Source organism: Labrys sp. WJW (assembly GCF_001676615.1).
GTDB classification, from domain to species: domain Bacteria; phylum Pseudomonadota; class Alphaproteobacteria; order Rhizobiales; family Labraceae; genus Labrys; species Labrys sedimenti.
In genome coordinates, this window is sequence record NZ_LYXZ01000041.1 from 16,070 (window position 1) to 35,346 (window position 19,277).

Genomic DNA, 19,277 nt, shown 5'->3' on the forward strand with positions numbered 1-19,277 from the left:
GTTTTGCGACCTCGACAAGGCAAACTCACGGCTGGGAACGGATGGCACTTCCACAGGAAGTGCCCGGTCCCACAAGGGGAGAAGGAGCGCCGCACCCGCTTCGCCACTACAAAAATGCGAAGACACTCCCCTCATCGCGCAGCCCTGCGCAGGTCGAGCGTGAAGGGAAACTCCCCATTGCTTTCCTCAGGCGGTATCGCGTGCCAGCCCGGCGTGTGGCCAATGGGCTGGAAGCGGGCGAGGCGCCGGGCCTGTGCCTCATAGGCGTTGACCGGGAAGGTCTCGTAATTGCGTCCGCCCGGATGGGCGACATGATAGGTGCAGCCGCCGAGCGAGCGATTCGACCAGGTATCGATGACATCGAAGGTCAGCGGTGCATGCACGGGGATGGTGGGATGCAGGCCGGAGGCGGGCTGCCAGGCCTTGAAGCGCACGCCGGCGACGGCCTCTCCGGCCCGGCCGGTGGCGTTCATGGGCAGGCGCCGGCCATTGCAGGCGATGACGTGACGGGCCGGATTGAAACCCTCGACCTTGACCTGCAGCCGCTCGGTTGAACTATCCACGTATCGCACCGTCCCCCCGGCGAAGCCCTCCTCGCCCAGCACGTGCCAGGGCTCGAGGGCCTGGCGCACTTCCAGGCTCACCCCTTCATAATCGACCTTGCCGTAGAACGGGAAGCGGAATTCGAGCTGGGCCTGGTACCACACCGGATCGAAGGCATAGCCGGCGCGGGAGAGGTCGGCCAGCACGTCCTGGAAATCGGCCCAGACGAAATGGGGCAGCATGAAGCGGTCATGCAGCTGGCTGCCCCAGCGCACGAAGCCTCCCTCCTGCGGTTCGCGCCAGAACCAGGCGACCAGCGCTCGCAACAGCAATTGCTGGGCCAGCGACATGCGGTAATCCGGCGGCATCTCGAAGGATCGGAACTCGATCAGGCCGAGACGGCCGGTGGCGGAATCCGGCGAGTAGAGCTTGTCGATGCAGATCTCGGCGCGATGGGTATTGCCGGAGACGTCGACCAGGAGGTTGCGGAAAAGACGGTCGACCAACCAGGGCGGGGGGTTGTCGGCGCGATTGGCGCCATGGGGCCCCCGCACCCTCTCCATGGCGATCTCGAGTTCGTAGAGGCTGTCATGCCGGGCCTCGTCGATGCGCGGCGCCTGGCTGGTCGGTCCGATGAACAGCCCCGAGAACAGATAGGACAGGCTGGGATGGCGCTGCCAATAGAGCACGATGCTCTTGAGCAGGTCCGGCCTTCGCAGGAAGGGGCTGTCGGCGGGGGTGACGCCACCGAGCACGACATGGTTGCCGCCGCCGGTGCCGACATGACGCCCGTCGATCATGAACTTGTCCGCCCCGAGCCGGCTGAGCCTGGCCTCCTCATAGATGGTCGAGGTGATCGCCACCGTCTCGGCCCAGGAGGCACCGGGCTGGATATTGACCTCGATCACGCCGGGGTCGGGCGTGACCTTGATCACCTGGATGCGCGGATCATAGGGCGGCGGATAGCCCTCGATATGCACGGTGAGGCCGTTGGCCTCGGCCGTCTCCTCGACGGCGGCCAGCAATTCGAGATAATCCTGGACGCCGGCCACCGGCGGCATGAACACGCACAGCACGCCGTCGCGGATTTCGAAGGCCAGCGCCGTGCGCACCACGCCGGTGCCGAACTCCTGGCCGACCTGCGCCTGCTGCTTGAGGCTGCCCTCATTGTTGCCATCGATGCGCCGGAACTGGCGCGCCAACTCGGATCGGTCCGGCAGCTGGCCGCGCGGCACGATCGGATCGGCCACATGCACATGCGGAAAGGCCGCGGGCGCGACATGGGGCAGGCCCGACAGCGGCAGCCGGTAGCCGGCAGGCGAATCGCCGGGCACCAGGAAAAGCCGGCCCCTGCGCATGCGCCAGAACTCGCTGACCCAGCCATCGCGCCGCTCGGCGTTCCAGCGCTGCACGGGCAGGACATAGGCGGCCGGCTGGTCCAGCCCGCGATCGAAGACACGGGCGATGCGGGCCCGGTCCTCGGGATCGGCGAGCTTGGAGTCCATCGGATCGACATTGTCGGGAAGCTGGGCCTCCTGCAGGATCCAGTGGGCGGCGTCCTCATAGGCCGGCACGGCGAAGTCGGGCTCGATGCCCAGCCGCTCCGCCACGCCCTCGGCCAGGAGGCGCATCGGCTTGGGATCGAAGACCTTGCGGATCGGATGCTTGCCGTTCGGGCCGCCCGCCGGCTTCGGCTCGCGGGCGATCAGCGCGGCATTGCGCCAGATCGGCTGGCCGTCCTTGCGCCAATAGAGCGCGAAGGCCCAGCGCGGCAGGGATTCGCCCGGATACCATTTGCCCTGGCCGTAATGCAGGAAGCCGCCGGGCGCGAAGGCCGTGCGCAGGCGGCGGATCAGCGTGTCGGCAAGGCCGCGCTTGGTCGGGCCGACGGCGCCCGTATTCCACTCCTCGCCCTGGTAGTCGTCGATGGAGACGAAAGTGGGCTCGCCGCCCAGCGTCAGGCGCACGTCCTGGCCGACGAGGTCGGTCTCGACCTCCTGGCCCAGCGCATCGAGCTCGCGCCAGCTCTCATCGGAGAAGGGGAAGGTCACGCGCGGGGCTTCGGCGATGCGCCGCACCGGCATCTCGAAGGAGAACTCGGTATTCACAGGCCCGGCTGCGCTGAGCGAACCACTGATCGGCGCCGCCGAGGCATAGTGGGGCGTGGCCGCCAGCGGGATATGGCCTTCGCCGGTGAGCAGCCCCGAGGTGGCATCCATGCCGATCCAGCCCGCACCCGGCAGGTAGACTTCGGCCCAGGCATGCAGATCGGCGAAATCGGCATCGACGCCACGCGGACCGTCGAGCGCCTTGAGATCATGGGTGAGCTGGATCGAATAGCCGGAGACGAAACGAGCGGCGAGGCCGAGCCGGCGCAGCACCTGTACCAGCAGCCAGGCGCTGTCGCGGCAGGAACCCGAGCGCAGGGCCAGCGTCTCCTCCGGGCTCTGCACCCCCGCCTCCATGCGGATCGTGTAGGCGACCTCGCGCTGCAGGCGCTGGTTGAGCTCGACCAGGAAATCGACGACCTGCTTCCCGCCCATGTCGATCGAAGCCATGAAGGCGGCCAGCCCCTCGCCTGCCGGCTCGATCTCGAGATAGGGCGCGAGCTCATGCGCCAGTTCGGCCGGATAGGCGAAGGGCAGATGGGTCGCGTAATCCTCCACGAAGAAATCGAAGGGATTGATCACCGAAAAATCGGCAACGAGATCGACCTCGATCTGGAAACGGGTCGCCGGTTCCGGAAACACGAAGCGGGCGAGCCAATTGCCGTGCGGATCCTGCTGCCAGTTGATGAAATGTTGGGCAGGCTCCACCTTCAAGGCATAGCTGACGATGCGCGTTCGGGAATGAGGGGCGGGCCGGAGCCGGACGATCTGGGGAGACAGCATCACCGGACGATCATAATCATAGGTCGTGCGGTGATAGAGGGCGGCAACGATCGACAAAAGAGAACCCCCCGACCATGGAACGTCCGCAGCGTATCGGTTTGCCCTCGAACTAGGCAAGCCTATTGAGAAGGCAAAAATAGGCAAGGGCTGCCCAATCCGAGTTCGTCGGGCATGATGCTCGGCGACGTTTTTTTAACACGGGCAGGGTAAGCAGGCCGAGCGATGCCCTTTTGGCAGCGCCCTTTCGGTCGAGGAATACCATCATGAAGCGTCCGGCGTCCGGTTTCGCCGCTCTCTTGCTCTGCCTGTCCGCCTTCTGCGCGGGTGCCCTGCCCGCCCAGGCCACCACCTTGCCGGTCTACCAGTACAAGCTGTTCTGTCAGCAACTCGGCAAGGGAAATCCCGTGATGATCCAGAACTGCGAGACGCAGGAAATCATGTCCTACAACCAGTTGCGCCGGATCTGGCGCGCGCCGCCCGCCGCCGAGGTGCAGGACCGCTGTTTTGCCCGCCACCAGCCTGCTCCGCGCACCGGCCTGGGCTCCTATGTGAAATTCCTCAACTGCATCATCACCAATACCGGGCACGGCTGACCTGGAAGTTGGCGGCGGGCCAGTTCGGATGTCCGCTACGCATAGCCGCGTTGGATAATTTTTCGGCTACCGGACAGTCGGAACGCGACCACGACAACGTTGCAAAAATCCCTCGCACGATGGGACTTTTGCATCCGGCTTTTGCAACAACTAGAACGCTGCGATGTCAGCGGATGGTCGACATGTCGAAAAAGTCAGGAGTTGCGCGACACGCAGGACCGACCGGGCAGGTCACGTCACCCATACGGGGCAAGGCTGAATGGCTTTGCACCCTCCTATGTGCTAATGTGGGTTTGTGGTAATCTATGGGAGTTTGTCGCATGAGCCGATTGACCATCGACCTCACGGACCAGCAGCACCAAAGCCTCAAGGCGCTTTCAGCTCTGCAAGGCAAGACGATCAAGCAATACGCGCTCGAACGGCTGTTCCCGGGTGACACCAACGCCGATCAGGCGTGGCAGGAGCTGAAAATTCTGCTTGGCGACCGGATCAAAGCCGGGTTGTCCGGCAAGGTCTCGGATAAGAGCATCGACCAGATTCTTGATGAAGAACTTGCCGAGGGTGGCCGGGTTTGAACTACACCCTGACCGCCGACGCGGAGACCGACTTGCGTGCCATCGTCCGCTACACGCACAAGGAATGGGGCGCGGCGCAGGCGCGAACCTACATCGCAAAACTGAAAGCGGGCATTGCCCGCGTCGCGGCCGGGCAGGGCGTATTCAAAGAACTCGATGCGCTCTATCCGGCGCTACGCATGGCCCGTTGCGAGCATCATTACGTGTTTTGCCTGCCGCGTCAGGACGCGCCTGCGCTGATCGTCGCGATCTTCCACGAGCGCATGGACCTGATGGCGCGCTTGGCTGACAGGCTCAATGAATCTCAATGAATATAGAACGGTCGACCCGCTGCGGGACTTTTGCGACGACGAAAATGCTGCGATGTCAGCGGATGGTCGACCCGCCGAAAAAGTCCGGATTTTTGCGAAATCGGCCGCTCACCTTCAGTCGGTCGCTAGACCGGATATCTCAAGCCGCAGTCCTATGTTCTCATCAGCTGGAACGACTCGACTAAAGAGCCCGATTTTTGTGAAATCGCGGCTGGGATGAAACCTTAAATTCAAACGAACTCATGGCCCGGATTTCAATCCGCGCGTGCCAGCAGCCCCCCGTCACGATCGAAAACGGCGATGTCCAGGCTGATCTCGGCATCGCGCAGCACCGCCTTTGCCGTCTTCAAGGCATGCCGTGCCACCAGAGGCGGCAGATCGAGACCGGCCTCGCCGGCGATCTCCAGGGCCTCGATCGCGGTATTGGCCTGCGAGACGCGATAGGCCGTCTCGCCGGTGCCCCCCAATTCCTCCACCCGCTCCGCCAGCCAGCGCAAATCCACCGGGCCGGCGCGCGAATGAAGATCCAGGAGGCCCTGGCCTAGCTTGGTGATCTTGGCAAAGCCGCCGGCCACGGTGACGCGCGGCACCGGATGCACCCTGAGATATTTCAGCATGCCGCCGACGAAATCCCCCATGTCGATCAGGGCGATCTCCGGCAGGCCGTAGAGCCTGGCCACGGCCTCCTCCGAGGCCGCGCCCGTGGCGCCGGCGACATGGTCGAGCCCGGCCCCGCGCGCCACGTCGATGCCGCGATGGATCGAATGGATCCAGGCCGAGCAGGAGAAGGGCACGACGATGCCGGTCGTGCCGAGCACGGAGAGGCCGCCCACGATGCCGAGCCGGCCGTTCAGGGTCTTGCGTGCGATCACCTCGCCATCGGCGATGGCGACGGTCACTTCAACGTCCCCGGTGGCGCCATGCGCGGCCGCGATCTCGGCAATGGCCGCGGCGATCATACCCCTTGGTCCCGGATTGATGGCGGGTTCGCCCACCGGCAGGGGCAAGCCCGGCCTCGTGACGGTTCCGACGCCCTCCCCCGCCCGGAAGGTGACCCCGGTGCCCGGCTCGCCAAGGCGCACCGTCGAGGAGACCAGGGCTCCATGGGTCACGTCGGGATCGTCGCCCGCATCCTTGACGATGGTGGCACGGGCGTAGCCCTGGCCTCTCTCGTGCCGCGCCAAGGCGAAGGCCGGCTGCTCGCCACGCGGCAGGGTGATGACGACAGGATCGGGAAACTCCCCGCCGAGCAGCGCCGCATAGGCGGCCTTCGCGGCAGCCGCCGCGCAGGCGCCGGTGGTCCAGCCATAGCGCAGAGGGGAGGTTTGATCACGCACGAGAAGAACCGGACAACATCGTCAATGGGGCTGCCGCCTGAAACGCGCACCGACGAAAAGCCGCGACGGCGACATTGGCTGTTTTGCCAGTCCCCGGCGCATTCGGCCAGTGCAATTAATTGCAATCCCGGTTATGTCAGCGCTATTGCGACCTGAAACGGGATCCCTTTGATGACTGCCACTCTCGTGCTCTGCCGCCACGGCCAAAGCGACTGGAACCTCAAGAACCTGTTCACCGGCTGGCGCGATCCCGGCCTGACGGAGAAGGGCGTGGCCGAGGCGCATGAGGCTGGGCGTCGCCTCAAGGCGCTCGGGCTGCAGGCCGACATCGCCTTCACCTCCGTGCTGTCGCGAGCCCAGCACACCACCAAGATCATTCTCGGCGAACTCGGCCAGGAAGACCTCGAGACCATCCGCGACCAGGCCCTCAACGAGCGCGACTATGGCGATCTCTCCGGGCTCAACAAGGACGAGGCCCGCGTGAAGTTCGGCGAGGAGCAGGTGCATATCTGGCGCCGTTCCTACGACGTGCCGCCGCCCGGCGGTGAGAGCCTGAAGGATACGGCCGCGCGCGTGCTGCCCTACTACATCCACCGCATCCAGCCCCAGGTGATGGCCGGCAAGACCGTGCTGGTCGGCGCCCACGGCAATTCGCTGCGCGCCCTGATCATGGCCCTGGAAGGCCTGACGGGCGAGGAGATCGTCAAGCGCGAGCTCGATACCGGCGTGCCGATCGTCTACCGCCTGAACCCGGACACCACCATCGCCAGCAAGCAGGAACTGAAGGGCTGAAGTTCCCGCAGCCAGGTGCGCTCTGGCGCACTTGTCTTACAAAATAACGGGGAAGGCATAGCCATCCCCGCCAATAATGCTTAAACGGAGAGAAACGATCTCCTTACGGCTTCCTGCGTTCCCATGATCATTGCCTCCCCTTCCGACTATCGTGCCGCCGCCATGCGCAGACTGCCGCGCTTCATGTTCGACTATGTCGACGGTGGCGCCTATGCCGAGCACACGCTGCGGGCCAATGTCTCCGATCTCGAAGGGATCAGCCTCAGGCAGCGCATCCTCAAGAATGTCGACAAGCTGAGCCTGGAGACCGAGATCTTCGGGCGCAAATTCGCCATGCCGGTGATCCTCGCTCCGGTCGGCATCACCGGCATGCTGGCCCGTCGCGGCGAGGTGCAGGTAGCCAAGGCGGCTGCCGCCAAGGGCATCGCCATGACGCTCTCGACCGTCTCGATCTGCCCGATCGAGGAGGTGGTGCCGGCAAGCCCCGCCCCGATCTGGTTCCAGCTCTACGTGCTGCGCGATCGCGGCTTCATGAAGAACGCCCTGGAGCGGGCCCAGGCCGCCGGCATCACCACGCTGGTCTTCACCGTCGACATGCCAACGCCCGGCGCGCGCTATCGCGATCCGCATTCGGGCATGTCGGGGCCCTTCGGCCCGCAGCGCCGCATCCTGCAGTCGATGTTCAAGCCGCAATGGGCGCTCGATGTCGGGCTGATGGGCAAACCGCACGATCTCGGCAATGTCTCGCGCTATCTCGGCAAGCCCACGGGCCTGGCCGACTATATCGGCTGGCTCGCCAAGAATTTCGATCCCTCGATCAGCTGGTCGGATCTCGAATGGATCCGCGAATTCTGGAAGGGACCGATGATCATCAAGGGCATTCTCGACCCTGAGGATGCGCGCGACGCCGTCACCTTCGGTGCCGACGGCATCGTGGTTTCCAACCATGGCGGCCGCCAGCTCGACGGCGTGCTCTCCAGCGCGAGGGCCTTGCCGGCGATCGCAGACGCCGTCGGCGGCGACCTCACCGTGCTCGCCGACTCAGGCATCCGTTCCGGCCTCGACGTGGTGCGCATGCTGGCCCTGGGTGCCAAGGGCGTCATGCTCGGCCGCGCCTTCGCCTATGCGCTGGCAAGCGCCGGCCAGGCGGGGGTGGAGAACCTGCTCGACATCATCGCCAAGGAAATGCGGGTGGCGATGACGCTGACCGGCGTGGAGCGCATAGACCAGATCGGCCGCGGCAGCCTGGCGGGTTGACTTGGAGCGCGGACATCCTGTCCGCTCTTGGAACCGCGACGCTTATCGAGAGAAAGAGCGGACAGGATGTCCGCGCTCCAAGGGGTCACTCCGTGCCGCTGCGCACCCGCCCGCCTTCCCAGCCCAGCATGGCCTGCTTGCGGGTGAGACCCCAGTGATAGCCGGTCAATTCGCCGGAACGGCCGATCACACGGTGGCAGGGCACCACGAAGGACAACGGATTCCTGCCCACCGCGGCCCCCACGGCGCGCGAGGCCTTGGGATTGCCGATATGGCTGGCGATATTGCCATAGGTGGTGGCCCGCCCCATCGGGATCTTCAGCAAAGTGCGCCAGACGCGGACTTCGAAATCGGTGCCGATCATCACCACGTTGAGCGGCCTGTCGGCCTGCCATCGGCTCGGATCGAAGATGCGGCCGGCATAGGGTGCCGTCACCATCGAATCCTCGCGCAGTTCCGCATTGGGCCAGCGCTTGCGCATGTCGGCCAGCGCGATGGCCTCCTCGCCCGGATCGGCAAAGGCGACGCCGGCGAGGCCCAGCGGCGCCACCATCACCAGTGCCGTGCCGAAGGGCGAGGGATGGAAGCCGTAGGAGATGGTCAGGCCCGCCCCGCCCGTCTTGAAGGAGCCCGGGGTCATCGCCTCATGGGTCACGAACAGATCGTGCAGCCGGGCCGGGCCTGAGAGACCGAGCTCATAGGTGGCATCGAGGATCGAGGCTGAGTCGCGCAGGAGGTCGCGGGCCCGGTCCAGCGTCACCGCCGCCAGGAAATCCTTGGGCGTGATGCCGGCCCAGCGCCGGAAGAGATGATGGAAATGCGAGACCGACAGGCCGACATGGCCGGCAATGTCCTCAAGCGAGGGCTGGTGCTGGGCTTTGCGCGTGATGTAGGCGACCGCCTTGCGGATGCGGTCATAATCCTCGGGGGAATTGGCGAGAGGCGAAGCCAGCGGCACATCGTCGAAGTCAGGCAGGGTTATGGACATGGAACGTCTCCAGGCATGATCACTTGTACCCTGGATAGACCTGCTTCAACGGGCTTCCCACCCGAAACCTGCGGCATTGGCGCGTTCAGACGCGCCGCGCCTTGTTCAGTGCCCGGGAGAAGGCGTCCGCGAAGTCGCCCTTCTCGGAAGCGCCGAGGAAACGGGCGATTTCCACCTCGCGGCCGCGCTGCACCAGGGCCAGGCGCATCACGCCGAACTCCTCGTGCTCGTCGCGCTGCAGCCGCACCCAGCGCGGGTTGAAGACCCATTCCCGGCGCTGCCCCTTGGGATCGATGCGCGAGAACAGGAGCCGGACGGGCGTCAGCAGCACATGCTCCCGCAGCCTGGCCCCCCGATAATTGAGCTTGAACATCAAATAGAGCAGGCCGACATCGAGCCCGAAGAAGCCGACCACCGGCCACGCCCCCATCATGTAGAAGGGGATGGAGAGCAGCGTCGAGGCACAGCCGACCACAACGAGGAGATTGCGAAACCCCCGCGGCCCGAGCGAACGATGCGGATAGAGCACCGCATCGAAGACCGGCTCTTCCAGAGACCCCGCCTCGGGCATCTCAAGGCACGTTTCTCGGCGCGTTTCTTCGGGCGTTTTCGGGTTGGCGCTTTGCATGGCCGCCAACTATAAGCCTTTCATGTCCCGCCGCCAGACACAAATGCCCGCCCTCTCCTTTGCCTCCCCTGCGACAAAATCGGCAGGCCGGACCAAGGCGAAGGCCAATGCCGCCGCGGCCTCGGCCGGCACGCAGCGCGCCGCCCTGCCGCAGGCCGAGATCACCGAGATCTTTCGGCGGTTCGCCGAGGCCCTGCCCGAGCCCAAGGGTGAGCTCGACTATGTCAACGCCTATACGCTCTTGGTGGCGGTGGTGCTTTCGGCCCAGGCGACCGATGTCGGCGTCAACAAGGCGACCAAGGCGTTGTTCGCCATCGCCGATACGCCGGCCAAGATGATCGATCTCGGCGAGGAAGCCCTGATCGGCCACATCAAGACCATCGGCCTGTTCCGCACCAAGGCCAAGAACGTCATCGCCCTCTCCCGAATGCTGGTGGACGAGCATGGCGGCGAGGTGCCCCGCTCGCGCGAGATCCTCGAAACGCTGCCGGGCGTCGGCCGCAAGACCGCCAATGTCGTGCTCAACATCGCCTTCGGCCTGCCGACCATCGCCGTCGACACCCATCTCTTCCGGGTGGCCAACCGCACCGGCCTCGCGCCCGGCAAGACGCCTCTGACGGTGGAACTGGGTCTGGAGAAGGTGGTGCCGGCGACCTATGCCCGCCATGCTCATCACTGGCTCATCCTGCATGGGCGCTATGTCTGCAAGGCGATCAAGCCCGCCTGCCCCGCCTGCCTGATCCGCGACATCTGCCTGTTCGAGGACAAGACCACGACTTGAACGTCGAAAGATTCAACCTTGGCGTCAGGCAGGCTTCGCCAAATACACGCATCAGTTGAATCAGCATATTTTTGTGGCGCTTCTGCGATTTCAGGACTTCTATGGCCGACAGGGGGCTTCCTTGGCGACGTTCATTGCGTCGATCCGAGCAAATGCGGCTGCGGGAATGGCAATGACTGTCCCTTTCCTGCGGCCGGCCGATGGCCATAAGGGAGAAATCGCTTGCCCCTCAGTTCACAACAGAAAAAGACCGTCCTCGCCTCCTTTCTCGGCTGGACACTCGATGCCTTCGATTTCTTCCTCCTGACCTTCCTGCTCACGGATATCGCCGCCGAATTCCAGGTCGGCGTGCCCGCCGTTTCCGAAGCCCTGTTCTTCACTCTGGCGACCCGGTTCATCGGCGCCTTCATCTTCGGCAGGCTGGCCGATCGCTTCGGGCGCAAGCCGATCCTGATGCTCAACATCGTCAGCTATTCGGTGATCGGCGCCCTGGCCGCCTTCTCGCCCAATCTCACAACGTTCCTGATCCTGCGCGCCATCTTCGGCATCGCCATGGGCGGCGAATGGGGCCTCGGCAGCTCGCTTGCGATGGAATCGATCCCACCATCGGCCCGCGGCCTGGTCTCGGGCCTGCTCCAGGCGGGCTATCCGGCCGGCTACCTGCTGGCGGCGATCGTCTACGGCCTGATCTATGGCCAGAACATCGGCGGTCATGTGGTCGGCTGGCGCACCATGTTCCTGCTCAGCGTCCTGCCGGCCCTGATCGTGCTCTTCATCCGGTCGCACGTTCCGGAATCACCGGCTTTCGTCGAAGCTCGGGAGCAGGTGAAACCCAGTCTCGGGGAGACCCTGCGGCGACATTGGGGCATTGCCCTCTATGCCGTGGTGCTGATGATGTTCTTCAATTTCTTCAGCCACGGCACGCAGGACCTCTATCCGACCTTCCTGAAGAAACAGCACGGCTTCGATGCCCATACGGTGAGCTGGATCACCATTGTCGCCAATCTGGGCGCGATCGCCGGCGGCCTGCTCTTCGGGTCTCTGTCCGAGCGGATCGGGCGCGTCAATGCCATCACCATCGCCTGCCTGATCGCACTGCCAGTCCTGCCGCTGTGGGCCTATAGCACCACACCCGCCATGCTGGCGGTGGGTGCCTTCGTGATGCAGATTTCGGTCCAGGGTGCCTGGGGTGTCATTCCCGTGCACCTCAACGAACTTTCGCCGGGCTCGGTGCGGGCAACGCTGCCCGGTTTCATCTATCAGGCCGGCAATCTCGCTGCCTCCTATGGCGGCCCCTACCAGGCCGGCATCGCCGAGGCCCCCGGCAGCAGCTATGGCTATGCACTGGCTCTCTTCGCCGGTGTCGTCGCCATCTGCATCATCATCGTCATCCGTTTCAGCCCGGAACGGCGTGGGCAGGTGATGACCGTGCTGGAATAGGGCGTTTCGTACCGTTTCTCCTGGGACCGCCGGCATCCTGCCGGCTCTTCCTCTCCTGCAAGCGCGGTGGTTCCAAAGGCCGGCAGGATGCCGGCGGTCCCAGGAGCGTCTCCAACCCGCTTTCGCATTGACGCCTCGCGCGCGGCATCCTATCTGCCTGACATGGCCATCAAACCGATCATCATCCTGCCCGACTCCAAGCTCCGCCTCGTCTCCGCGCCGATCGAGCGCGTCGATGCGGAGCTGCTCCAGCTCGCCGACGACATGCTGGAAACCATGTATGACGCACCCGGCATCGGCCTGGCGGCAATCCAGATCGCCGTGCCGCGCCGCCTCGTGGTCATCGACCTCGCCAAGGAAGACGAGCCGCCGGAGCCGCAGGTCTTCATCAATCCGGAGATCGTGTGGTCGTCGGACGAGCGCAGCGTCTACGAGGAAGGGTGCCTGTCCATCCCCGACTACTATGCCGAGGTCGAGCGTCCGGCCACGGTGCGCGTCGCCTATATCGACCGCGAGGGCAAAAAAGCCGAGCTCGAGGCCGACGGGCTGATGGCGACCTGCCTGCAGCACGAGATCGACCATCTCAACGGCGAATTGTTCATCGATCACATCTCCAAGCTCAAGCGCGACATGGTGATCCGCAAGTTCACCAAGGCGGTCAAGACCGGCGAACTGCCGCAGTTCAAGCGGGAGAAACGCGAGCGCGAAGCGCCCCGGCCGGCGGAAAGCTGAGGGCATGCGCGTCGTTTTCATGGGCACGCCGGAATTCGCCCGGCCGGTGCTGGCCGAGATTCTCAGCCAGGGCCATGAGGTCGTCGCCGTCTATACCCGTCCGCCGGCGCCTGCCGGCCGCGGCATGGCCCTGGTGCCCTCGCCCGTGCACAAGCTGGCCGAGGGCTTCGGCATTCCCGTGTTCACGCCCAGGAGCTTCCGCGACGAGGAGGTGATCGCCACCTTCGCCGGCCTCGGTGCCGATGTTGCCGTGGTGGTCGCCTATGGCCTGATCCTGCCCAAGGCCGCCCTGGAGGCGCCCGTGGAAGGCTGCCTCAATCTGCATGCCTCGCTGCTGCCGCGCTGGCGCGGTGCCGCTCCGATCCAGCGCGCCATCATGGCAGGCGACACCAAGACCGGCGTGATGGTGATGCGCATGGAGGAAGGCCTCGACACTGGTCCCGTGGCGCTGGCCGACACCGTTGAGATCGAGCCGGACATGACGGCCGGCGAGCTGCATGACCGCCTCTCCCTCCTTGGCGCCGACCTGATGGCCCGGGCGCTCGGTGCCCTCTCGCGCGGCACGCTGACCTTCACGGCCCAGAGCGAAGAGGGCGTGACCTATGCCCGCAAGATCGACAAGGCCGAAGCCCGCATCGACTGGTCGCGCCCGGCCGAAGAAATCCATAACCACATTTGCGGTCTATCTCCCTTCCCCGGTGCCTGGTTCGAAGCCGATTGGGGCCAGGGCCCGCAGCGAGTAAAGGCGTTGCACGCACAATTTGCCGAAGGCTATGGCGTCGCAGGCACGCTGCTCGACGACGAATTGACGGTCGCCTGCGGCAGTGGCGCCATCCGCCTCGTCCAGGTCCAGCGTGCCGGCAAGACCCCGATGGGTGCCGCCGAATTCCTCAAGGGTGCGCCGCTGGCGCAGGGCAAACGGCTGGCGTGATCGGCCGGAGCGCGGACATCTTGTCCGCCCTTCCAACCGGCAAATGTGACGTTTCCAAGAGCAGACAAGATGTCCGCGCTCCGGGAAGGTGCCTCCTCAGGCGCGCTGTAACGAATGATTGACTCGAATTCGGAACCCCTGATTTAGCCCCGCCCTGCACTGACAGATTCGCCCCCTATGCCGCTCCAAAGACCGGTCTCCAAAAGGTGACTCTCGCTTCCGATTGGCGTAGAGGCCTTGCTTCAGCAACGAAGTCTCCGAATGCCGCGTTACAAACTCCTGATCGAATATGACGGTACGCCCTATGTCGGCTGGCAGGCCCAGGCCAATGGTCGCTCGGCGCAACAGGCGATCGAGGAGGCGATCCTGGCTTTCACCGGCCAGACCCTGCGCATCCAGGGTGCCGGCCGTACCGATGCGGGGGTGCATGCCTCCGGGCAGGTCGCCTCGGTGATGCTGGCCAAGGATTGGACCACCGACAGGGTACGCGATGCGCTCAACGCCCATCTCACCCTGCAGGACGACTATGTGACCATCCTCGGCGTCGAGAAGATGCCCGACAGTTTCGACGCCCGCTTCTCCGCCAAGGGCCGGCGCTATCTCTACCGCCTGATCGACCGTCGCCCACCCTTGGCGCTGGAGCGTCATCGCGCCTGGCACATCCGCAAGGCCCTGGACGCGGACGCCATGCACGAGGCGGCGCAGGGGCTCATCGGCCATCACGACTTCACCACCTTCCGCTCGGCCGACTGCCAGGCTCAGAGCCCGATGAAGACGCTCGACCGCCTCGACGTGGCCAGGGTGGGCGCCGAGATCCATGTCATCGCCACCGCCCGCTCCTTCCTGCACAACCAGGTCCGCTCCATGGTGGGATCGCTGCGCCGGGTCGGCTCCGGCGACTGGAGCAAGGCGGATCTGGTGGCGGTGCTGGAAGCGCGTGACCGCACCCGCTGCGCGGCGCTTGCGCCGCCGCATGGGCTCTATCTCACCGGTGTCGACTACTGACCGCCTTCCTCGGCAGCATCGGACCTGATTCAGAATCAGATCCGATGTTGTAGGAAACTCGCATCCCTTTCCGGCACGATTCAAGCTGCGAGGCCGTCCGTGATCACCTGCTATCTGAAATATGTCATCGATCCCTGGAAGCTCGAGGCCTTCGAGGCCTATGCCAAGGCCTGGATTCCCGTGGTCAACCGCATGGGTGGCAACCATCACGGCTATTTCCTGCCGCATGAGGGCGCCAGCGACATCGCCTATGCGCTGTTCAGCTTCCCCAGCCTCGCTGCCTATGAAGACTACCGCAAGCGCCTGGCGGTGGATCCGGAATGCCAGGCCATCCTGGCCGAGGAAAAGCAGGTCCGCAGCATCATGAGCTATGAGCGCAGCTTCATGCGGCCGGTGTTCGGCTGAGCCATATTTCTGGAAGACAGGAGGTCCCGGTGGATCTGGAGGCCCAGCGCGCCCTGATGCTCAGCGGCGCGGTTTACAACGACCTTACCCCCGAACTGATCGCCGCTCGCACCAAGGCGGTCGAGCTGACCAGCGCCTATCACCGCAGCCTTGGCGAGCCGGCCGAAGCGCGCGAGGCGATTCTGCGAAGCCTTTTGAAATCGGTCGGCCCCGGCGCCCTGTTCGAGCCGAGCTTTCGTTGCGAGTTCGGCTTCAACATCAGCATCGGGCACTCCTTCTACGCCAATTTCGACTGCGTGATCCTCGATGGCGCCAGCGTCGAGATCGGGGATTATGTCCTGCTCGGGCCGCGGGTCGGCATCTACACCGCCAACCATGCCATCGACCCGATCGAGCGCGCTGCCGGCGCCTGCCAGGCCAAACCAGTGCGGATCGGCCACCGGGTCTGGGTCGGCGCCGGTGTCCATATCAATCCGGGCGTGACCATCGGCGACAATGCCATCGTCGGATCCGGCAGCGTGGTGACGCGCGACATCCCGTCGAACGTGATTGCCGCCGGCGTTCCGGCCCAGGTCATCCGGGGCATCACAGTAGCCGACCGCACGGGCTTCAAGCCCTGACAGGACAAAAGCGTCTCCGCGGCGGCCCCCTCAATGACGTCCCATGGTTACCCGCCGGCCTCCGGCGCACGGCCTGCCAGTAGCGCCCGCAACCCGGCCTTGCGGTCGATGCCTCCCAGCAGCAGGCACGCGCCCAGGTAGAAAATCAGCCCGCCCCCGCAGAGCAGGGCAAGCATCGCCACCCGCACCGCCAGGGGTTGCCCTGCGGCCAGCCAGCTTTCCACCGCCTCCGACACTCCATAAACGGCGGCCAGCATCAGGGCGGCGGCGGCGGCGATCCGGGGCAGGCGGCGGCGAGCGGACATGTCGAGTTGCAGCAGCCCGCTGCGCCAAGCCATCAGGGCCAGCAGGACGAGGTTGACCCAGCCCGATGCGGCGGCGGCGACGGCAATGCCGGCCTGGCGCCAGACCGGAAAGAGGGCGAGCGACAGGGCTACATCGACGACGGCGCCGATCAGCGCGATCATGAAGGGCAGGCGCATGCGGGCACGCGCGAAGAAAAGCGGCTGCAGCACCTTGGCCCCGGCAAAGGCCGGCAGGCCGGCGGCAAACCCCGCCAGGGCCAAGGCCGTGGCGGCGCTGTCACCCGCCGAGAAGGCACCCCGCTCGAACAGGACGGAGACGATGGGGCCGGCCAGCACGATCAGCGCCAGGGCTGCCGGCAGGCTAAGAAAGGCCGCGAATTCGACGGCCCGGCTGAGAATGCCGCTTTCGGCCTGCCGGTCGCCCCGGCTGCTGGCCTGGGCGAGTTCCGGCAGCAAGGCATTGCCGAGCGCCACCGCCACGATGCCCAGCGGCAACTGGTAGAGGCGATCGGCATAATAGAGCCAGGTGACGGCGCCGGGATCGGCGGAAGCCACGATCAGGCCGATAAAGGCGTTGACCTGCGTCGCCCCCGCCGTCAGCACGCCGGGCAACGCGAGCAGGAAGAAGCGCCGGACGGCGGGCGTCCAGCGCGGCCTGACCAGCCGCAGCCTCAGGCGAGCCTGATGGAGAGCCCAGAAAACCAGCCCGCCCTGGGCGAGGCCTCCGACGAAGATCGACCATGCCAGCAGGCGCGCCAACGCCTCCTGGTCGGAGCGAACCAGCAAGGGGGCGCCGAGCAGGGCGGCGATGGTGACGACATTGACGAGAGCCGGCGCGTAGGCGGCCGCCGTGAAGCGGCCATGCACGTTGAGCACGGCCGACGCCACCACCATCAGGGCCGTGGCCAGGCAATAGGTGAAGGTGATGCGCGACAGGGCGACGGCAAGCTCTACACGCCCTCCTCCGGTTCCAAAGCCGGGTGCGATCAGATCGATCAGCAGCGGCATCGCTGCGAGGGCCAGGGCCGAGGCCAGGAAGAAAACCAGGGCGACCTGCGTGAAGACCTGGTCGGAAAAGGCTTCGCCCTCGCCACGCCGTTCGGCCTCGGCATGCAGCGGCACGAAAGCCGTATTCACCGCCCCCTCCGCGAACAGCCGGCGCATCAGGCTGGGCAGGCGGAAGGCGACCACGAAGGCATCCGCCACCGGTCCGGCACCGAGCGCTGCCGCCACCATGGTGTCACGGATAAAACCGAGAATGCGGGAGGCGAGGGTCGCGAATCCAACCGAGGCAGCGTTACGCAGGAAGGCCATCAAAACTCCGAGCCGAAGCGGCGGCAGCGGTTGCATCGCAACTCTTTCTTGCCGCAACGCAGCACATCGCTATAGTCCGCGCGCGCAAAACAGAGATACTGCATGCCCAAATCCCCTTCCAGCGCGAAACCTCGTTTCGACGTTCTCACCATCGGCAACGCCATTGTCGATGTCTTTGCCCAGACCGAAGACGATTTCCTGGTCCGCGAAGGCCTCGCCAAGGGCGCCATGATCCTCACGAGCGAGGAACGGGCCGACCACCTCTACGCCGCCATGGGCCAGAGCATCGAGATCTCGGGTGGATCGGCCGCCAATACGGCGGTCGGCGTCGCCTCCCTCGGCGGCAAGACTGCCTATTTCGGCAAGGTGAAGCAGGACGAGGCCGGCAAGGTCTTCACCCGCGACCTGCGCGCCCAGGGCACGCATTTCGAGACGGTGCCGCTGGCGGAAGGTCCCTCCACCGCCAAGAGCTTCATCTTCATCACGCCCGATGGCGAGCGCACGATGAACACCTATCTCGGCGCCTGCCATCTGCTCGGCCCGGCTGATATCGAAGAGAGCGTCGTGCAGGGGGCGGCCATCACCTATATGGAAGGCTATCTGTGGGATCCGCAGGATGCCAAGGACGCCTTCCTGAAAGCCGCCGATATCGCCCACAAGGCCGGGCGGCGCGTGGCGATCACCCTGTCCGACTCCTTCTGCGTCGACCGCTTCCGCGGCGAGTTCCTCCACCTCATGCGCTCGGGCGTGGTCGACACCGTGTTCGCCAACACCCAGGAGATCAAGTCGCTCTACGAGACTTCCGATTTCGAGACGGCGCTCGCCCAGGTCGAGAAGGACTGCCGCCTCGCCATCGTGACGCGCTCGGAAGACGGGGCACTGGCGATCGAGGGCGGCACGCGCGTCTCGGTGCCAGCTTTCCCGATCGACAAGCTGGTCGATACCACCGGCGCCGGCGATCTCTTCGCCTCCGGCTTCCTGTTCGGCCTCGCCCGCGGCCTGCCGCACCTGGCTTCGCTCAAGCTCGGCGCACTGTCCGCTGCGGAAGTGATCCAGCATGTCGGCGCCCGCCCGCAGACCAATCTGCGTGTGCTGGCTCAGGAGAACGGGCTGCTCTGAGCTGAGGCGAGCGCGAGCACGGAGTGCCGATCTCCGGATCGACATTCCGGGAGGCGCTACGCACGGGGCAAGAATGTCGATCTGAAGATCGACACTCCCCAGCCGCTACGACGAAGAAGACGGCTTGCCGCCCTGCAACAGCCGCCCGGCGGCGATCCTCAGGCATTCCTCGAAGGCGGCAAGATCCTCGAAGAGCCGGCCCGGCGCCGCCGAGCGCGTGACGAAGGTGCCGCCGCGCGCCTCGATGCCGCCGTCGAGCATCAGATTTTCGGCCATGTCGAAATCCTCGACCGCCAGGCCGTCGGAGCCGCGCGGCCGGCCCTGCGCATCATCGGCGATCCGGCCGTCATAGTAGATCTGCAGCCGCTCGAAATGCGATTGGGCCACATTGGAGAAGGCGAAGGCGGGGCAGCCGCGGGCGCACATGAAGCCAAGCTCATAGACCGTGCCGGTATCGGCGGCGATGCCGCGGAACGGCGTGAGATTGGCGATGATGGCATCGGCGCTCAGCATCAGCTTTTCATTGACCGCGCTGATGGCCAGGCCGAAAGCACGCTTGGTCGGCTGCGCCGGGATTTCCAGATCGCCGGGCGAGACCGGGATGAAGCCATGGCGCCGCGTGAGCTCGATCTTGGCGTCGAGCACCGCGCGGGCGTTGGGCAGGAAGACTTCGGGGCCGGCCAGATAAACACGCATTGGGGGGGTGCCCT

At 65.4% G+C, this 19,277-nt stretch carries 19 protein-coding genes; 13 read left to right on the forward strand and 6 right to left on the reverse strand.

Annotated elements, in window-relative coordinates; translation table 11 throughout:
* Positions 1 to 131: 131 nt before the first annotated feature.
* Positions 132 to 3,491, reverse strand: a complete 3,360-nt coding sequence (locus BA190_RS24480) for a DUF2126 domain-containing protein (RefSeq protein ID WP_068293778.1) — start codon at positions 3,489 to 3,491, stop codon at positions 132 to 134.
* Between the two features lie 206 nt (positions 3,492 to 3,697).
* On the opposite strand from BA190_RS24480, the gene BA190_RS24485 reads away from it, so the two are divergent.
* The 3 genes from BA190_RS24485 (at position 3,698) to BA190_RS24495 (ending at position 4,913) form a co-directional block, all read left to right on the forward strand.
* A complete protein-coding gene (locus BA190_RS24485) occupies positions 3,698 to 4,027 on the forward strand; it encodes a hypothetical protein (RefSeq protein ID WP_068293780.1) in 330 nt (109 codons plus the stop codon).
* Between the two features lie 320 nt (positions 4,028 to 4,347).
* Complete coding sequence (locus BA190_RS24490; protein WP_068293783.1) at positions 4,348 to 4,602, forward strand: antitoxin; 255 nt, start codon at positions 4,348 to 4,350, stop codon at positions 4,600 to 4,602.
* Entirely contained in the window at positions 4,599 to 4,913 is a 315-nt protein-coding gene (locus BA190_RS24495) for a type II toxin-antitoxin system RelE/ParE family toxin (protein ID WP_068293786.1), read from the forward strand. Before BA190_RS24490 ends, BA190_RS24495 begins: the two co-directional genes overlap by 4 nt.
* A gap of 254 nt (positions 4,914 to 5,167) precedes the next feature.
* Here BA190_RS24495 and BA190_RS24500 read toward each other — a convergent pair whose 3' ends face one another.
* Complete coding sequence (locus BA190_RS24500; RefSeq protein ID WP_068293788.1) at positions 5,168 to 6,250, reverse strand: cobalt-precorrin-5B (C(1))-methyltransferase; 1,083 nt, start codon at positions 6,248 to 6,250, stop codon at positions 5,168 to 5,170.
* Positions 6,251 to 6,421: 171 nt separating this feature from the next.
* Here BA190_RS24500 and BA190_RS24505 point away from each other — a divergent pair, with 171 nt between their 5' ends.
* Together BA190_RS24505 and lldD are read left to right on the forward strand one after the other, a co-directional pair.
* Positions 6,422 to 7,042: a 2,3-bisphosphoglycerate-dependent phosphoglycerate mutase gene (locus BA190_RS24505; protein WP_068293791.1), complete on the forward strand. Its 621-nt coding sequence runs from the start codon at positions 6,422 to 6,424 to the stop codon at positions 7,040 to 7,042.
* 123 nt (positions 7,043 to 7,165) lie between these two features.
* Positions 7,166 to 8,299, forward strand: coding sequence for an FMN-dependent L-lactate dehydrogenase LldD (lldD, locus tag BA190_RS24510; protein ID WP_068293794.1), 1,134 nt, complete (start codon positions 7,166 to 7,168; stop codon positions 8,297 to 8,299).
* A gap of 85 nt (positions 8,300 to 8,384) precedes the next feature.
* Here lldD and BA190_RS24515 read toward each other — a convergent pair whose 3' ends face one another.
* Both BA190_RS24515 and BA190_RS24520 read right to left on the reverse strand, forming a co-directional pair.
* Complete coding sequence (locus tag BA190_RS24515) at positions 8,385 to 9,287, reverse strand: bifunctional helix-turn-helix domain-containing protein/methylated-DNA--[protein]-cysteine S-methyltransferase (RefSeq protein WP_068293806.1); 903 nt, start codon at positions 9,285 to 9,287, stop codon at positions 8,385 to 8,387.
* Positions 9,288 to 9,372: 85 nt separating this feature from the next.
* Complete coding sequence (locus BA190_RS24520; RefSeq protein ID WP_082980025.1) at positions 9,373 to 9,858, reverse strand: DUF2244 domain-containing protein; 486 nt, start codon at positions 9,856 to 9,858, stop codon at positions 9,373 to 9,375.
* Between the two features lie 55 nt (positions 9,859 to 9,913).
* Between BA190_RS24520 and nth the strand changes: the two genes are divergently transcribed.
* From nth to BA190_RS24555, 7 genes are all read left to right on the forward strand, one after another.
* Positions 9,914 to 10,696 (forward strand): endonuclease III, encoded by a 783-nt coding sequence (gene nth / locus BA190_RS24525; RefSeq protein WP_082980013.1) that lies wholly within the window; start codon positions 9,914 to 9,916, stop codon positions 10,694 to 10,696.
* 222 nt (positions 10,697 to 10,918) lie between these two features.
* Positions 10,919 to 12,136, forward strand: a complete 1,218-nt coding sequence (locus BA190_RS24530) for an MFS transporter (RefSeq protein WP_068293810.1) — start codon at positions 10,919 to 10,921, stop codon at positions 12,134 to 12,136.
* A gap of 162 nt (positions 12,137 to 12,298) precedes the next feature.
* A complete protein-coding gene (gene def / locus BA190_RS24535) occupies positions 12,299 to 12,868 on the forward strand; it encodes a peptide deformylase (RefSeq protein ID WP_068293812.1) in 570 nt (189 codons plus the stop codon).
* A gap of 4 nt (positions 12,869 to 12,872) precedes the next feature.
* Complete coding sequence (gene fmt / locus BA190_RS24540) at positions 12,873 to 13,799, forward strand: methionyl-tRNA formyltransferase (RefSeq protein ID WP_068293815.1); 927 nt, start codon at positions 12,873 to 12,875, stop codon at positions 13,797 to 13,799.
* Between the two features lie 261 nt (positions 13,800 to 14,060).
* The gene (gene truA, locus BA190_RS24545; protein WP_068293818.1) at positions 14,061 to 14,804 is read left to right on the forward strand and encodes a tRNA pseudouridine(38-40) synthase TruA; all 744 of its coding nucleotides are present in this window, start codon (positions 14,061 to 14,063) and stop codon (positions 14,802 to 14,804) included.
* A 99-nt stretch (positions 14,805 to 14,903) separates the two neighbouring features.
* On the forward strand, positions 14,904 to 15,209 hold the full coding sequence (locus tag BA190_RS24550) for an NIPSNAP family protein (RefSeq protein ID WP_068293821.1): 306 nt from the start codon (positions 14,904 to 14,906) through the stop codon (positions 15,207 to 15,209).
* Between the two features lie 56 nt (positions 15,210 to 15,265).
* On the forward strand, positions 15,266 to 15,829 hold the full coding sequence (locus tag BA190_RS24555) for a sugar O-acetyltransferase (RefSeq protein ID WP_068294064.1): 564 nt from the start codon (positions 15,266 to 15,268) through the stop codon (positions 15,827 to 15,829).
* A 47-nt stretch (positions 15,830 to 15,876) separates the two neighbouring features.
* Here BA190_RS24555 and murJ read toward each other — a convergent pair whose 3' ends face one another.
* Positions 15,877 to 17,448, reverse strand: coding sequence for a murein biosynthesis integral membrane protein MurJ (gene murJ, locus BA190_RS24560; protein ID WP_068294067.1), 1,572 nt, complete (start codon positions 17,446 to 17,448; stop codon positions 15,877 to 15,879).
* 102 nt (positions 17,449 to 17,550) lie between these two features.
* Here murJ and BA190_RS24565 point away from each other — a divergent pair, with 102 nt between their 5' ends.
* Positions 17,551 to 18,567, forward strand: a complete 1,017-nt coding sequence (locus BA190_RS24565; protein WP_068293826.1) for an adenosine kinase — start codon at positions 17,551 to 17,553, stop codon at positions 18,565 to 18,567.
* 105 nt (positions 18,568 to 18,672) lie between these two features.
* Here the strand turns inward: BA190_RS24565 and BA190_RS24570 are convergent, their stop codons facing one another.
* Entirely contained in the window at positions 18,673 to 19,263 is a 591-nt protein-coding gene (locus BA190_RS24570; RefSeq protein WP_068293836.1) for a nucleoside 2-deoxyribosyltransferase, read from the reverse strand.
* Positions 19,264 to 19,277: the final 14 nt, after the last annotated feature.

Excerpts from the sequence above, each read along its gene's own strand:
- BA190_RS24485 (WP_068293780.1), top strand. The coding sequence starts at position 3,698 with ATGAAGCGTCCGGCGTCCGGTTTCGCCGCTCTCTTGCTCTGCCTGTCC.
- BA190_RS24490 (WP_068293783.1), top strand. The coding sequence starts at position 4,348 with ATGAGCCGATTGACCATCGACCTCACGGACCAGCAGCACCAAAGCCTC.
- BA190_RS24505 (WP_068293791.1), top strand. The coding sequence starts at position 6,422 with ATGACTGCCACTCTCGTGCTCTGCCGCCACGGCCAAAGCGACTGGAAC.
- lldD (WP_068293794.1), top strand. The coding sequence starts at position 7,166 with ATGATCATTGCCTCCCCTTCCGACTATCGTGCCGCCGCCATGCGCAGA.
- BA190_RS24515 (WP_068293806.1), bottom strand. The coding sequence starts at position 9,287 with ATGTCCATAACCCTGCCTGACTTCGACGATGTGCCGCTGGCTTCGCCT.
- BA190_RS24520 (WP_082980025.1), bottom strand. The coding sequence starts at position 9,858 with ATGCCCGAGGCGGGGTCTCTGGAAGAGCCGGTCTTCGATGCGGTGCTC.
- nth (WP_082980013.1), top strand. The coding sequence starts at position 9,914 with ATGGCCGCCAACTATAAGCCTTTCATGTCCCGCCGCCAGACACAAATG.
- def (WP_068293812.1), top strand. The coding sequence starts at position 12,299 with ATGGCCATCAAACCGATCATCATCCTGCCCGACTCCAAGCTCCGCCTC.
- fmt (WP_068293815.1), top strand. The coding sequence starts at position 12,873 with ATGCGCGTCGTTTTCATGGGCACGCCGGAATTCGCCCGGCCGGTGCTG.
- truA (WP_068293818.1), top strand. The coding sequence starts at position 14,061 with ATGCCGCGTTACAAACTCCTGATCGAATATGACGGTACGCCCTATGTC.
- BA190_RS24555 (WP_068294064.1), top strand. The coding sequence starts at position 15,266 with ATGCTCAGCGGCGCGGTTTACAACGACCTTACCCCCGAACTGATCGCC.
- murJ (WP_068294067.1), bottom strand. The coding sequence starts at position 17,448 with ATGGCCTTCCTGCGTAACGCTGCCTCGGTTGGATTCGCGACCCTCGCC.
- BA190_RS24565 (WP_068293826.1), top strand. The coding sequence starts at position 17,551 with ATGCCCAAATCCCCTTCCAGCGCGAAACCTCGTTTCGACGTTCTCACC.
- BA190_RS24570 (WP_068293836.1), bottom strand. The coding sequence starts at position 19,263 with ATGCGTGTTTATCTGGCCGGCCCCGAAGTCTTCCTGCCCAACGCCCGC.